Origin of the sequence: Bacillus crepusculi, assembly GCF_014764715.1 — a bacterium.
Lineage (GTDB): Bacteria > Bacillota > Bacilli > Bacillales > Bacillaceae > Bacillus.
Genome location: NZ_JACXXE010000001.1, coordinates 568,749 through 582,473 on the forward strand (window position 1 = coordinate 568,749; position 13,725 = coordinate 582,473).

Genomic DNA, 13,725 nt, shown 5'->3' on the forward strand with positions numbered 1-13,725 from the left:
ATATGTATAACTCCTTAAATAGGATCATTACACATAACGATTATTTACCTGCCACCGCGTCTTTAAGTGCTTTACCTGGTTTGAAAGCAGGTACTTTGCTTGCAGGGATTTCGATCTCTGCACCAGTTTGTGGGTTACGTCCTTTACGAGCTGAACGCTCACGTACTTCAAAGTTACCAAAACCGATAAGTTGGATTTTGTCACCATTTTTAAGTGCATCTAAAATTGTATCAAAAACAGAATCAACTGCTTTTGTCGCGTCTTTTTTAGATAACTCGCTTGCTTCAGCAACCGCGTTAATAAGTTCTGTCTTGTTCATGCCTTTCACCTCCTCCCAAAAATATGCATTCAGTAGATTGTTATCATTTCTTCACAATTCATCTTCTTTCTATACACTTTTTTTGAAAAAAAGAGCGTATAAAAAGCGTCATACATGGCTTTTCATTAGAAAACCTCTTTTTGAAGGAATGTTTGTCCAACAAAGTGAAGATTTTCTGTAAGTAGATTAACACATATGAAATACCATATCAAGCATTTTAAAGGGAAGAATCCTTATTCGTCAAGGATTAAGGACACTTTTGCGAACGAATATTCCTAATTTCAGCCTGAATCTGACTAATCTTTATACAATTGTCTTTTTATGACTCATATCGCACACAAAAAAAGACCCCTATCAATGAGAGGTCTCACAAGCTATAGAATAATCGCGATCAGACCGCCTGATCCTTCGTTGATAATTCTTTCAAGCGTTTCTTTCAGCTTATATCTTGCATTTTCTGGCATCAGAGACAGCTTTGCTTGAATGCCTTCCCTCACAAGGGAGCTGAGTGAGCGTCCAAATATATCTGAATTCCAAATCGAAAGTGGATCATCTTCGAAGTCTTGCATTAAGTAGCGGACAAGCTCTTCGCTTTGTTTTTCTGTTCCGATAATTGGTGCAAATTCGCTTTCTACATCCACCTTAATCATATGAATAGATGGCGCAACTGCTTTTAATCTCACGCCGAACCTTGATCCTTGCCTAATGATTTCTGGCTCATCTAAACTCATATCTGATAAAGCTGGCGCCGCGATTCCGTACCCAGTTTGCTTCACCATTTTTAATGCGTCTGACACTTGATCATATTCTGTCTTTGCATGCGCAAAATCTTGCATAAGCTCTAGAAGGTGGTCTTTGCCCCTAATTTCCACACCAACCACTTCTTTTAAAATATGATCATATAGATCATCTGGCGCGTACAGATCAATTTCTGCAATCCCCTGGCCCATTTCAATACCCGCTAAGCCCGCTCTTTCAATAAAGTCAAATTCACTGAATTGACCAACGACGCGGTCAACATCTCTTAATCTTTTAATATCCTTTACGGTTTCCTTCACTGAATCCTGATAACTCTCTCTTAGCCAATGATCCTCCTTTAGCACCATGACCCAGCTTGGCAGGTTCACGTTCACCTCAAGCACTGGGAATTCATATAATGCTTCCCGAAGAACACTAAGTACGTCTTGCTCTCTCATGCTTTCCACACTCATAGCGAGTACTGGAATATCATATTTTTGGCTGAGTTCCTGACGCAGAGCTTCTGTTTCAGGATGATATGGTCTCACAGAGTTGATCACCATGATAAACGGCTTTCCAACTTCTTTGAGTTCATCAATCACACGTTCTTCGGATTCAATATAGTCATGTCTTGGAATTTCACCAATTGATCCGTCTGTTGTAATCACAACACCGATGGTTGAATGCTCTTGAATGACCTTGCGTGTACCAATTTCCGCTGCTTCATGAAACGGAATTGGTTCTTCATACCATGGCGTGTTGATCATTCTCGGCCCATTTTCATCTTCATACCCGCGTGCACCAGGGACTGTGTATCCTACACAATCAACAAGCCTGATGTTGACATCAAGGCCGTCACTTACGTGAATAGATGCCGCTTGATTTGGTACAAATTTTGGCTCTGTGGTCATAATGGTTTTTCCTGCTGCGCTTTGCGGCAATTCATCCTGTGCTCTTGCACGGTCTGCCTCATTATTGATATTCGGGAGCACCACGAGCTCCATAAACTTTTTAATAAATGTAGATTTTCCTGTACGAACAGCTCCAACGACTCCTAAATATATATCGCCTCCTGTTCGTTCAGCGATATCCTTGAAAATATCGACTTTTTCCAAGTGATCCCCTCCCGGACTTGCTATCCTCGTTTTCAAATAAGATACTCTATACTTCAATCAAACTGTGCTTGAAAGGTGTCTGGACAATATATGTGTATGACGTTGTCCTATTTGAATATGACACCTTTTTTGTTTTGAGAGTAAGTTTAGCCATAAAAAAACCTTTCTCCTCATTTATATGCAGAGGAAAAAGGTTCATTCTTGTTTATGACGTCTTTTTTTCTAAAAAGGCAGGCTCACCTTTTTTATTGATTGTATATGGGACAGAAAACGCCGGCACAAACGGCGTTTCCTGCCAATATACATCTTGAATGTTTTCACCTGGTTTCAGCTTTTGTTTCGTATTCTTCAAAATATGAGCAAAATCACTGCGATAGTCCACATAGATTTCACCATTTGATGAAATGAGTAATGGGAGGGAATTCCCCGTAACAGGACTCATGACCGTAGGTGGCGCTTTTAATCCTAGTTTTTTTTCATTTAACGTATATAAATGATTGGACACCACTTTGCCGTATGGCGGATATGTATGTTCGTCTTGATATATTTTGATTCTAAGCCGTAATTCACTGATGGTTTGCGTCATTTTGACATCGAGCAGTTTCACAGTTGGGTTTTCTTCAACGTCTGTGAGGACATATATATATTCGCCCCCGCCTTCAAAGGATGTAGACGGCACATCGTGTAAATACCTCGGTGACAATCGCTTAAAGTCGATGACGTACTTCTGATAAATCGGCGTATCCGCTTCTTTTGTTTCGATAGGCAAAAGACCATTTGTCGCTTTTTGAAACTCTTCGATCGCTGTCTGCACACTTTGTAGCTGCTCTTCATATGGCACCCGGTTTTCAGCTTTGCGATTTTCTGGATACAGACATCCTGTAAGTAAAATAAGAACTAATAACGTGACACTGACTTTTGCTTTGATCATCACATTCTTCCTTTTTCTTTATTCATTGACCGGCCCGCTAAATACAACTAAAAACACTATAATACCTGATATGAGCATCAAACTGTATGCGACAGTCGATGCTGTTATTTTCAGAAAACGACTTTTTAGCTTAAACCGACTGAAATAGATGGTTACTACGGCTAAAAACATGAGCCCCATTGAACCAAGCGCAAACCACATCTTGATTAAAGCAAAACTCATCGTGCCTGTCCCCCTTCAAAACGAACAATTTGTAAGCGTTTGTATTTCATTCTAAACCAAAAATAAGGTAAATATCAATCGTTTTTCCAATCATTCGGAAAAAAGCGCATAAAAAAACTGAAGCAAAGAGGGGGACTCTGCTTCAGTCATTAGGTCGACTATTTTTCCTCATTCTGTAGAGGCAAAGCTCTATTCAAACTTCATTGCTATGTTATGCAAGTCTTCCCCTTCTTGCATCCTCAACACGCCTAAGTTCAGCGTTCCAATCATTTTGTTTGGTTTTCGAACATGTTCACAAGGTCTTCCATCTCATGTGTTTTCACACGTGCCATCAATGATTCTACAGCATCGTCGACCTTTTTCCCTTCAAACAGGACGTGGTAAAGCGCTTCTGTAATGGGCATGCTGACCTTATATTCTTTTGAGAGCTGGTATGCGCCTTTTGTTGTGCGGACGCCTTCGACAACCATCCCCATTTTTTCAAGCACTTCTTCCAGCTTATATCCTTTACCAAGTAAATTTCCGCAGCGCCAGTTACGCGAATGTACACTTGTACATGTGACGATCAAATCTCCAACGCCCGTTAAACCGGCAAATGTAAGGGGATTCCCTCCCATTTTTGTACCAAGACGTGCGATTTCAGCAAGTCCTCTTGTGATGAGGGCCGCTTTCGCATTGTCACCATATCCTAGTCCGTCTGTGATCCCTGCCGCAAGAGCAATGATATTTTTCAGTGCTCCGCCAATTTCCACACCAATCACATCAGGGTTTGTGTACACTCTAAAGTTATTGTTCATGAACAAATCTTGAACAAATTGAGCCGCTTCAATATTTTCTGAAGAGACAGTGACGGTTGTCGGATGACGCAAGCCTACTTCTTCTGCGTGACTCGGTCCGGATAAGACAACGACAGCTTCTCTTTTATCAGCAGGGACTTCTTGTTCGATCATTTGAGAAATTCTAAGCAGCGTATCTGGCTCAATTCCCTTGCTGACATGAACAAACGGTACCTTCGATGAGATCCACTCATTTGCCTGCTTCAATACCTCACGAATGGCCTTTGTTGGCACAGCGACAATAATCGCATCTGCTCCCTCTAAAGCCTGCTTCATATCTGTTGTCGCTTTAATAGACGCTGGCAGGGCGACATTTGGCAAGTAATCATGGTTTTCATGCTTCTCATTGATTTGATCAATGAGCTCTTGTCTATGTCCCCACATGTGTACATCATGGTGATTATCAGCTAATACAAGCGCAAGAGCTGTTCCCCAGCTGCCTGCTCCAAGTACTGAAATTTTCTTCATCCTGCTCACCCTTTTTATTTTCTCGCTCTTGGAAATATTTTAATCGGTGTTCCTTCAAAGCCAAATGCATCTCGAATCCGGTTCTCTAGGAAACGCTCATAAGAAAAGTGCATCAGCTCTGGGTCGTTCACAAACACAACAAAGGACGGCGGCTTAATCGCCACCTGTGTTGCATAGTAAATTTTCAACCGCTGACCATTATGAGTCGGCGTTGGATTCATTGCAACGGCATCCATGATAATATCATTCAAGATATTGGTTTGAACGCGCATCGCATGATTTTCACTCGCTGTAATAATTGATGGCATTAACGTATGAATTCTCTTTTTCGTAAGGGCCGACATGAATAAAACAGGTGCATAATCAAGGAATTGAAAATGTTCGCGAATGTTTTGCTCAAACTCCTTCATGGTGCGCTCATCTTTTTCAACAGCATCCCATTTGTTCACAACGATCACAACAGCTTTACCAGCTTCATGTGCGTAGCCTGCAATACGTTTATCCTGCTCAATAATGCCCTCTTCACCATCAAGAACTACAGCGACGACATCAGAACGATCAATGGCTTTTAATGCACGAAGCACACTGTATTTCTCTGTTGTTTCATACACTTTCCCTTTTTTTCTCATACCTGCTGTATCGACAATGACAAAATCACGCTGATTGTACGTGAACATCGTATCTACAGCATCTCTTGTCGTACCAGCGATGTTGCTCACAATCACACGTTCTTCCCCGAGCATAGCATTCACCAAAGAAGATTTCCCTACATTCGGGCGGCCAATTAAGCAGAACTGGACAACCTCTTCATCATACTGTGTATCTGGCAAGTTTTTGAAGTGTTCTGCAACTGCATCAAGCAGATCACCAAGCCCTAATCCGTGCGTTCCAGAAATCGGATATGGCTCGCCAAATCCTAGTGCATAAAAGTCATACACGTCGCTTCTCATTTCAGGGTTGTCCAGTTTATTAACAGCAAGTACGACTGGTTTTTTCGTGCGATACAAAATTTTTGCGACTTCTTCATCCGCAGATGTCACACCATCTCGGCCATTCACCATAAAAATGATGACATCCGCTTCATCCATTGCGATTTCTGCCTGATGGCGAATTTGCGCCAAGAACGGCTCATCTCCAATATCTATTCCACCAGTATCTATTAAATTAAAGTCATAATTTAACCATTCAGCAGAGCTATAGATTCGATCTCTTGTTACACCAGGTGTGTCTTCTACAATCGATATTCTTTCGCCTGCGATGCGATTAAAAATTGTAGATTTTCCAACGTTGGGCCTTCCAACAATGGCTACGACAGGTTTACCCATAGTACCCTTCCTTTCAATCCAGCCGCGATTCAATATGTTCATCATCATGTTTCAACCGGGATTTAAAATTTTCATTTAGTTTGTTATGAAATAAACCCTTCAAACATGAAGGGTTCAACTTATATATTATATCAATTTTTAATCAGACCACAATGAATAACTTAAAAATGTTTGACGATCAAGTAAAGATCTTCTCCAATTCCGTGTGCAATCCCATCCAAAATGGCTTCTAAATTCATCGCATACATGTCGAGTTCTTCTTTATTTTCACAGAAAAAAACCGCTGTTCCGCCAATGACCCGCTCTTTATTTGTTGTGGCCACTGCCAATATAAATTGCTCAATTGTGTTTGCCATGCCCTATTACCTCGCTTTCTTTTTAATGAAATCTGTCGGCATTCTAATGGCATTTTCTAGTATTGGCACCTCTTCTAATACACGAACAGCCAAATCTTCACGTTTCCATTGGGGTAAAATAAACACACCCAGCGTGCCATTATTCAGATCACGTTTGGCGAGCGGACAAAGCGAAGGTTCACCAGAGTCACGATACACACCAAGCACATTGGATAAATCAAATAAAATCGCTTGCCGTTGTCCAAGGTTTGCAATCGTTGTGGCTGAGTTGAAATTTTTCGGTGTTAAAATAAAGCCCATTCCATGCTCTAAAATCAGTTTTTGCTTTTCAGGCAGCCCGATATTCATAATGTAAATATCATTCACGTAAAGTCCTGCCCCGTCAAAGCGAAGTTCGCCTTTTTGAATATTAACGATATCCTTTAATTGGCTGCCAGACATCAATAGCTTTGCCATGAAAAAACAAAGAATACCGACCACTGTTCCAACAACGAGCGAAAAGAAAATACAGGCTGTCGTTGTAATCAGTGCAGTGAGAATGGCAATATAATTTCGGCTTTCAAAGGCAATGGCAATGCCTTCAATATATGTACTGCCTCTTGAGACAAGCTCATATGAATCCAATTGGGTTAATGTATTCCTTTCCATATTGCGTACATCACGAAATTGTGTGGCTGCCAGCGTTAGAAAGGTAATTGCAGTAAATTCCTCCTGAATCAAAGCAGGCATAATGATTGCACCGAGTCCTGACGCGATAAAACCAAGTGCAACGTGAATCACTTGTCCATGAATATACGTTGGGTATTGCCGATAATCTGTTCTTAACATATAAAGCCTGGCCGCCATCCCAAAGATGACACCAATAATCACAGGAAACGTGTAATCCGTCATGTTGATTTTGCAGCCCCTTTAACTGGTTTTCTGGAAGAACGGGCGTTCAAGAGCTTTTCAAGCTGATCGACTCCTAACAGGAAGATGGCGCCTTGAACAACAAGGGAAAGAAACGAGAGATCTCCTATGACAATCGATGATGTGAGACGATGAATCGTAAGCGCATAAAGAGCTTCGCCGAGACACACAGACATCATCCATAAGGTCATTCGTTCCGTTAATTGGTGTCCATATGTCAAACACATCAAGATCAGCAAGGCAAAGACGACCCAATCCACTTTTATTAGCGTGAACCAAACCGGGTCATATAATGCAAACATCATGAAAAAGGCATACGCACTCACCATTGAGCTTAATTGCAGAATTCTCATAAACCGATGAGCAGACCGGCATATGACAAAGGCCATACAAGCATATAAAAAGGTCATCAAAAACCCTGCATTGATGCTAATGTCTAAAATGGATATCATAAAGTGGCTGAAGATAATATGAACAAGTACGCATACTCCGAGCACGCTGCGCCACGTGCTTTTTTCCATGATAAACGTCACCATAATCCAAATGAACCATATAGACCAATAATAGTACAGTGCCTCCAACACCTCATCACCTCCATAACATTATGGGAAAATCTCCAGTTTTTAAACGTGCAGGAGCGTGACAGGCTTTGTATGAAATGAACAAGAGGTGACACCCTAATGGTTGAGGAGGGATGTATGATGGGAAAGGATAGACAGGAAAAACGCCTAAAGGCCTCAAGAAGAGTAGAATCTGATCGTGATCAGTCAATTCATTATAAAGGGGCAACAGCATTAGAAGGTCCAGAAGACGCTCGCAAAAGAAATCAATAAAAAAAGGCATGTGATGATCACATGCCTCAGCTTGTAGACAAACCCTCGCATTCTTTGTCAGGTCGGCAAAGGTTTTTATGTCCCGCTAAAAAGAAAACAAAGGGCTACACTTTTTTAGCCCTTTGACTCCTTAGATCTTACACTATAGTACGTCGTATCCACGCCTCTTTCTTTCAGCCAATGACTTGTTTCACCTGTAATCACAACCGGTGCTTGTCTCAGTTCTTCAACGGTCTTCACGCCAATCACTGTCATCATCATCTTCACATCTTCCTGAAGGTCGATGATATCAGAAATGAGGCCGCTTTCTCCTCCACTGGTAAGTGATTTTAAGAAAAAGCCAGCTAACCCAGCAGCGGACGCGCCAAGTGCAATTGATTTTGTCACATCAAGTGCATCTTGAATGCCTCCAGAGGCTAAAACCGTTTGATCCTGAAAGGCGGTATGTACCTCAGCAAGACTCGCTGCAGTTGGAATCCCCCATTGATCAAAATAACGAAGTGCTTTTTGACGTCGAAGATTTTCGATCTTAGAAAAATTCGTTCCGCCATATCCTCCTACATCAACAGCCGCAACTCCGGCATCGAATAACTTCTTTGCCGTTTCCTTGCTCATGCCAAATCCGACTTCTTTTACGACAACAGGCACACCAACTGATTCTGCGATGGCTGCGATTCGCTCAAGCGCACCTCTAAAATCACGGTCCCCTTCAGGCATGACGATCTCTTGAATGACATTTAAGTGTATCTGGAGCATATTTGCCTCCAGCATATCGACCGCTTCCCGAGCTTGCTTGATTGTCGCTTCACTGCCTAAATTCGCAAAAATCAGTCCATCTGGATTGACCTTTCGAACGACTTCATACGTTCTTCTTTCATCTTTATCTTTCAGTGCAGCCATTTGTGATCCGACTGCGACTGGAATATTGGTTTCCTTCGCTGCGATCGATAACGAGCGATTGATCTCATAGGTTGACTCTCCGCCACCACCAGTCATTGCATTGATAAAAATTGGCGAACCGAAAGTCAGTCCGCCAATTGTCGTATGTGTATCAATTTGTGATGTCGCAAGATCTGGTAAACTGGCGTGAACGAAGGAAACATCTTCTAAACCTGTTGCTGCATGCTGGCCAGTCGATAAAGCATGCTCAATATGCTGTTTCTTTCTTTCTGCTCGCGTCAATTTTGATCACCAAATTATTTTAGTTTATTGAGTTTATCACCAATCAGGTCACCAAGCTGGAATCCGCTTGTGTTTTCTTCTTTCGCCTGATATTGACGATAATTCTCCTCTATTTGTTTTTCAGGATTTTCTTCTAAATCTCGGATGCTTAGTGAAATGCGCTCTTCATCTTCATTCACATCAAGCACTTTCACTTTCACAGTCTGCCCTTCTTCAAGGACTTCTTGAGGAGTACCAATATGTTTATGAGAGATTTGGGAAATATGCACAAGTCCTTCTACACCTGGCAGAATTTCAACAAATGCACCAAAGCTCACAAGTCGTTGAACGGTTCCTTCAAGCACATCACCTTGTTTCACCTTTTCACCAATTTGGCTCCAAGGTCCTGGTAATGTTTCTTTAATAGATAGTGAGATACGTTCGTTATCACGGTCAACAGCAAGTACTTTGACCTGGACTTCCTGTCCTTCCTCCACTACGTCAGATGGCTTTTCAACATGCGCATGGGATAGCTGAGAAATGTGAACTAATCCATCAATGCCGCCGATGTCAACAAATGCACCAAAATCAGTCAGGCGCTGCACTTTACCATCAATCACACTGCCTACTTCAAGCTTTTGCAGGAAGTCTTGCTTTTTGTCTAATTGCTCTTGCTCAACCACTGCACGGTGTGAGAGAATCACGCGATTTTTTTCGCGGTCAAGTTCTACCACGACAAGTGAGAGCGTTTTTCCTTTGTAGTCTGTAAAGTCTTCTACATAGTGTGCTTCAACAAGAGAAGCAGGAATAAATCCTCGCACACCAATGTCTACGACAAGACCACCTTTTACAACGTCTTTTACTTCAGCTTCAAATACTTCTTTCGTTTCAAACTTTTTCTCTAGGTCTTCCCAAGCGCGGTCTGCATCAACAGCACGTTTCGATAAAATCAAAGCATCGTCTTCGACTTTTGTTACTTTAAGCTCTAACTCGTCGCCATCTTTCACGACATCTGATGCTTTTTCAACGTGAAGACTTGATAATTCACTGATTGGGATAATCCCAGGTTGTTTCACATTGACGATATCTACATTTACATGCTTGTCCTCAACTTTAGAAACAATCCCTTTCACTACATCTCCAACCTCTGGTACCTGAACATCGATTTGATTCATTTCCTCTGTCATTTCGATAACCTCCTTGGTCCAAACCTACACAGCTTAGTTAAAACGACTGGGTGAATATGTGTCTTAAGCATGATGATTGCCAGCCGAATATGTATTATAGAAACATTCAAATCAACAGAATTGCTTGAATGATCAATAAAAATAGTATTAGTATAAACTTCTAATAAAAGACCTGGTTTGTCAAGAGATAAACCTCTAACTTATAAAAGTTTTCTAAAATTTCTTACTGTTTTTCCACGCGGTCTGCTGCGTCTAAAATTTTCCCTGCCACCTCTTGAATGGAAAGGGAAGTTGTGTCAATTTCAATCGCGTCATCAGCCTTCTTCAGCGGTGATACTTCGCGCTCTGAATCAAGCTTGTCACGTCTTGCGATCTCTTCAATCAGTTGATCGTAGTTGACATCATAGCCTTTTTTCTGATTTTCTTCGTAGCGGCGTTTTGCTCTTTCTTCTACTGAAGCAAGTAAGAAAATTTTCACTTCGGCATCTGGAAGAACGTGAGTGCCAATGTCTCTTCCGTCCATGACAACGCCGCCCCGTTTGCCAAGTTCTTGCTGCCGGCGGACCATTTCTTCTCGAACAGCTCTGTGCTTTGCCACAACAGATACTTGGTTGCTCACGCGGTCTGTTCGAATATCCTCTGTGACATCGGTGTTGTCTAGATGGACTTTTTGACCTTCGTCCGTTGACACAAGTTCAATCACTGTCTTTTTCAGCAGTTCATCAAGTGCCTGTTCATCTTCAAGGTCTACCCCTTGATCGAGTGCCGCTAGTGTAATCGCGCGGTACATCGCACCTGTATCGATATAAATATATGATTTTTTTGCTGCAACAATTTTTGCCACAGTGCTTTTTCCTGCTGCTGCAGGACCGTCAATTGCGATAGATAATTTCTTTTTCATAATACCTCTCCTTGATTGAATCTCCCTTATGAATTGTAACACGATCACCGCTCAAACGGGGGAATTTTCTATCAATCCTTCTGCTTAAACGTCTCAATCCAATCTTCAATACTCATGTTATTTACACCCTCGTATTGCACGACTTTTGACAAAAACAGTTCTCCTTTCGTCAAATGAAGTGTGATCTGAACGGCTAATAACAGAACAAGCTGAACCAGCAATGCTTTAAATAACCATCTTTCCACTGTTTTCATACAAAAAGCCTCCACGCTAGATTCTTTCTCCTCTAGTATGGAAGCTTTTTACACCCTTTATTCTTATGCTTTTTTTACACGTGTTAAAAGCTGCTGTTGAAAGCAGTATTTCATGATGTGCTGCTGATTGTCATTCGTGATTTCAGAAAACTCCATGATCGCTTTTGTTTTGCCAGTCTGTTCATCTTGATATACCCGATTCATTTCTGCAACCGCTTTAATTTTCACGGGTTCTTTCAGTGGTAGTTCAAATTCTGTGATCACTTCTCCATAGTCTTTGAGCGAGACGCCCTCCGGAACAGCAATTGCTACGCCGCCAGCACTCATATTAACGATAAAAGTGTCAAAGGCCTCTTCATCAGGTTGTGTGATGGTGGCTTTCACCATCGTATCCACTCGAAGGTATTCTCTCCGCTGAAGCCGTATCATCTCTTCTTTTGGCGGAATTGAAATCACTATCATCGGAATATCTTCTTTTCTTTTTCCGATGACTTCGCTTGCACATTTGTATGGAATTTGATTTTCATCGAAAAAGAAGACGGTGATTTCTGTTTGCTGGTTTAAATAGATGGTGCGCCCCGTCTCTTTATCAGCTGGATAATTAATGCAAATATCATCGTTATTATTTTCCAAAACTTTCGATTTTGCTGTTTTCACTTCTTTGTTCTCATTGACATACTCAATTGTGATTGCATCCCCTATTTGTAACATTCCTCATCACTCTTTTCATCTGTGAAATCGTATCCTCTCCTATATTAAACCATGTATAAAACAAAAGGAAAAGACTTATTAGCCTTTTCCTCGCTTGCTTTTCTATAGGTCTTTATATATAGGTTCTGCGTTTTTTAGCTTATCTACTCTTTCTTCTTTTCCAGTATCCGCATTGATAAACATCCGGTACGTATCATTTTTGATGGTTCCAAGAAACTCATAGCAGAGAACTTCCTCCGACATATCATTTTGAACAATTGCTAAATGTGTATCTTCAATTTTCACATGCTTATTCAATGTTTTTTCTGCTTCTTTTTGCGAGATGCTAGGTGCTTTAATATCGCGTTTTTTATGATTCATTAAATAGTCTTTCGCTGAGAACCCAACGACCTCTCCATCATCTAATGCGACTTTCATGCGAATACTATCCGGATAAAGTAGCACATTTTTTTGAAGGGGCACATAGGTAAATACACCGATATTATCAAATTGTGCACTTTCATCTAAATGGAACGTTTCTGTATCAAATCCATTCTTTTTTAAGAAGCTTAATGCTTTTTCAGACGCTTCATTTAAGCTGATTTTCTGTTTTTTGACGTTTCGATTTTGAAGAAGGTAGACAGGATGTCCTCCTTTTTCAGTCAAGTCTAAATAAAAGTTCGCTTTGCTATCTGGATCGGACATCGATAAGCTGTACACATCTCGATTTGTTTTACTTCCGCTTTTTCGCACCTTAAAATCTTGATTATGGTCAGGCGCGAATTTCTGCGCAATGCGAATCGCTTCTTTTTTTGAAATCTTTTCACCTTTTAAATGACTGTAGCCTTGTGTTTCTTTTTCTGATGATACATTTGTAGGACCGAGATCGACATCCGCAAATGCATCTGCATTTTTCTCTACTGTTTTCAAACCGTCGATGATGGTGTTGTCGTTCTTTCGATCGCCATCAGCCAGCGCCATTTCAACATCCATCCATTTTAAATTTTTGTTGAGTACAAGATGCTGCACTTGTCTAAGCTCGTTTTGGATATCTGCCGCTTGATCATATAAAGCAGTAATGGTTTTATGGGTATCTTTGTTTAACGGTTCATCTGATAACGATTTAACTGATGATTTGTAGCTAAAGTCCCCGACATTCGCTAGAAATTCTTCCGTTTTGTTAAAAGGCATCAATGTGAGCGGGAGCTGACTGACATTGTTATGCGCTTCTGATGACATTCTCCATACATCTGCAAGTGCTGGTGAGATTGATGTTTGGCTGTTCATCGCAAGTGTTGCTCCGAGTTTGTCGTGCAGCTGATCGACTTGATACGTTAAATCGTGAAAGGCCCTTTGATAATTGTTCTCTGCATGAAGCAGCACCGCGTCTTTTTCTTGATGCTCCTTATAGCCCCAGTAACCTGTTGAGATGACAGCAATTCCTAAAATAGCAATCAATATTCCTCTGATCATTTATTTA

The 13,725-nt window shown here is 41.1% G+C and carries 16 protein-coding genes; 1 reads left to right on the forward strand and 15 read right to left on the reverse strand.

Annotated features, from left to right (window positions below):
- Positions 1-40 precede the first annotated feature (40 nt).
- From hbs to IEE86_RS02895, 9 genes are all read right to left on the reverse strand, one after another.
- Positions 41-319: a non-specific DNA-binding protein Hbs gene (hbs, locus tag IEE86_RS02855; RefSeq protein ID WP_003215863.1), complete on the reverse strand. Its 279-nt coding sequence runs from the start codon at positions 317-319 to the stop codon at positions 41-43.
- A 374-nt stretch (positions 320-693) separates the two neighbouring features.
- Positions 694-2,172: a stage IV sporulation protein A gene (gene spoIVA / locus IEE86_RS02860; RefSeq protein ID WP_008344534.1), complete on the reverse strand. Its 1,479-nt coding sequence runs from the start codon at positions 2,170-2,172 to the stop codon at positions 694-696.
- A 205-nt stretch (positions 2,173-2,377) separates the two neighbouring features.
- The gene (locus tag IEE86_RS02865; protein ID WP_191095855.1) at positions 2,378-3,103 is read right to left on the reverse strand and encodes a hypothetical protein; all 726 of its coding nucleotides are present in this window, start codon (positions 3,101-3,103) and stop codon (positions 2,378-2,380) included.
- Between the two features lie 18 nt (positions 3,104-3,121).
- On the reverse strand, positions 3,122-3,325 hold the full coding sequence (locus tag IEE86_RS02870; RefSeq protein ID WP_034318888.1) for a DUF2768 domain-containing protein: 204 nt from the start codon (positions 3,323-3,325) through the stop codon (positions 3,122-3,124).
- A gap of 266 nt (positions 3,326-3,591) precedes the next feature.
- Entirely contained in the window at positions 3,592-4,629 is a 1,038-nt protein-coding gene (locus tag IEE86_RS02875) for an NAD(P)H-dependent glycerol-3-phosphate dehydrogenase (protein ID WP_191095856.1), read from the reverse strand.
- A gap of 14 nt (positions 4,630-4,643) precedes the next feature.
- Positions 4,644-5,954: a ribosome biogenesis GTPase Der gene (der, locus tag IEE86_RS02880; protein WP_191095857.1), complete on the reverse strand. Its 1,311-nt coding sequence runs from the start codon at positions 5,952-5,954 to the stop codon at positions 4,644-4,646.
- Positions 5,955-6,115: 161 nt separating this feature from the next.
- Entirely contained in the window at positions 6,116-6,310 is a 195-nt protein-coding gene (locus tag IEE86_RS02885) for a capping complex subunit for YIEGIA (protein WP_008344527.1), read from the reverse strand.
- A 6-nt stretch (positions 6,311-6,316) separates the two neighbouring features.
- Positions 6,317-7,201, reverse strand: coding sequence for a YIEGIA family protein (locus IEE86_RS02890; RefSeq protein ID WP_191095858.1), 885 nt, complete (start codon positions 7,199-7,201; stop codon positions 6,317-6,319).
- On the reverse strand, positions 7,198-7,803 hold the full coding sequence (locus IEE86_RS02895) for a YphA family membrane protein (RefSeq protein WP_318010242.1): 606 nt from the start codon (positions 7,801-7,803) through the stop codon (positions 7,198-7,200). The genes IEE86_RS02890 and IEE86_RS02895 overlap by 4 nt, the downstream gene beginning before the upstream one ends.
- Positions 7,804-7,920: 117 nt before the next feature.
- Here IEE86_RS02895 and IEE86_RS02900 point away from each other — a divergent pair, with 117 nt between their 5' ends.
- Positions 7,921-8,052, forward strand: coding sequence for a YpzI family protein (locus IEE86_RS02900; RefSeq protein ID WP_191095859.1), 132 nt, complete (start codon positions 7,921-7,923; stop codon positions 8,050-8,052).
- 114 nt (positions 8,053-8,166) lie between these two features.
- On the opposite strand, the gene fni is transcribed toward IEE86_RS02900, so the two are convergent.
- The 6 genes from fni to ypeB all read right to left on the reverse strand — a co-directional run bounded on the left by fni (position 8,167) and on the right by ypeB (position 13,718).
- The gene (fni, locus tag IEE86_RS02905; RefSeq protein WP_191095860.1) at positions 8,167-9,234 is read right to left on the reverse strand and encodes a type 2 isopentenyl-diphosphate Delta-isomerase; all 1,068 of its coding nucleotides are present in this window, start codon (positions 9,232-9,234) and stop codon (positions 8,167-8,169) included.
- Between the two features lie 14 nt (positions 9,235-9,248).
- Entirely contained in the window at positions 9,249-10,400 is a 1,152-nt protein-coding gene (gene rpsA / locus IEE86_RS02910; RefSeq protein WP_191095861.1) for a 30S ribosomal protein S1, read from the reverse strand.
- 223 nt (positions 10,401-10,623) lie between these two features.
- On the reverse strand, positions 10,624-11,301 hold the full coding sequence (gene cmk, locus IEE86_RS02915; RefSeq protein ID WP_191095862.1) for a (d)CMP kinase: 678 nt from the start codon (positions 11,299-11,301) through the stop codon (positions 10,624-10,626).
- A gap of 71 nt (positions 11,302-11,372) precedes the next feature.
- The gene (locus tag IEE86_RS02920) at positions 11,373-11,555 is read right to left on the reverse strand and encodes a DUF5359 family protein (protein ID WP_191095863.1); all 183 of its coding nucleotides are present in this window, start codon (positions 11,553-11,555) and stop codon (positions 11,373-11,375) included.
- A gap of 63 nt (positions 11,556-11,618) precedes the next feature.
- Positions 11,619-12,266 carry a flagellar brake protein gene (locus IEE86_RS02925; RefSeq protein ID WP_191095864.1) on the reverse strand — a complete coding sequence of 216 codons (648 nt, stop codon included), beginning with the start codon at positions 12,264-12,266 and terminating at the stop codon, positions 11,619-11,621.
- 102 nt (positions 12,267-12,368) lie between these two features.
- Positions 12,369-13,718, reverse strand: coding sequence for a germination protein YpeB (gene ypeB / locus IEE86_RS02930; RefSeq protein ID WP_191095865.1), 1,350 nt, complete (start codon positions 13,716-13,718; stop codon positions 12,369-12,371).
- Positions 13,719-13,725 lie beyond the last annotated feature (7 nt).

Bases quoted from the DNA above. Each gene is read 5' to 3' on its own strand.
- hbs (WP_003215863.1), bottom strand. From the start codon at position 319: ATGAACAAGACAGAACTTATTAACGCGGTTGCTGAAGCAAGCGAGTTA.
- IEE86_RS02865 (WP_191095855.1), bottom strand. From the start codon at position 3,103: ATGATCAAAGCAAAAGTCAGTGTCACGTTATTAGTTCTTATTTTACTT.
- IEE86_RS02870 (WP_034318888.1), bottom strand. From the start codon at position 3,325: ATGAGTTTTGCTTTAATCAAGATGTGGTTTGCGCTTGGTTCAATGGGG.
- IEE86_RS02875 (WP_191095856.1), bottom strand. From the start codon at position 4,629: ATGAAGAAAATTTCAGTACTTGGAGCAGGCAGCTGGGGAACAGCTCTT.
- der (WP_191095857.1), bottom strand. From the start codon at position 5,954: ATGGGTAAACCTGTCGTAGCCATTGTTGGAAGGCCCAACGTTGGAAAA.
- IEE86_RS02885 (WP_008344527.1), bottom strand. From the start codon at position 6,310: ATGGCAAACACAATTGAGCAATTTATATTGGCAGTGGCCACAACAAAT.
- IEE86_RS02890 (WP_191095858.1), bottom strand. From the start codon at position 7,201: ATGACGGATTACACGTTTCCTGTGATTATTGGTGTCATCTTTGGGATG.
- IEE86_RS02900 (WP_191095859.1), top strand. From the start codon at position 7,921: ATGGGAAAGGATAGACAGGAAAAACGCCTAAAGGCCTCAAGAAGAGTA.
- rpsA (WP_191095861.1), bottom strand. From the start codon at position 10,400: ATGACAGAGGAAATGAATCAAATCGATGTTCAGGTACCAGAGGTTGGA.
- cmk (WP_191095862.1), bottom strand. From the start codon at position 11,301: ATGAAAAAGAAATTATCTATCGCAATTGACGGTCCTGCAGCAGCAGGA.
- IEE86_RS02920 (WP_191095863.1), bottom strand. From the start codon at position 11,555: ATGAAAACAGTGGAAAGATGGTTATTTAAAGCATTGCTGGTTCAGCTT.
- IEE86_RS02925 (WP_191095864.1), bottom strand. From the start codon at position 12,266: ATGTTACAAATAGGGGATGCAATCACAATTGAGTATGTCAATGAGAAC.
- ypeB (WP_191095865.1), bottom strand. From the start codon at position 13,718: ATGATCAGAGGAATATTGATTGCTATTTTAGGAATTGCTGTCATCTCA.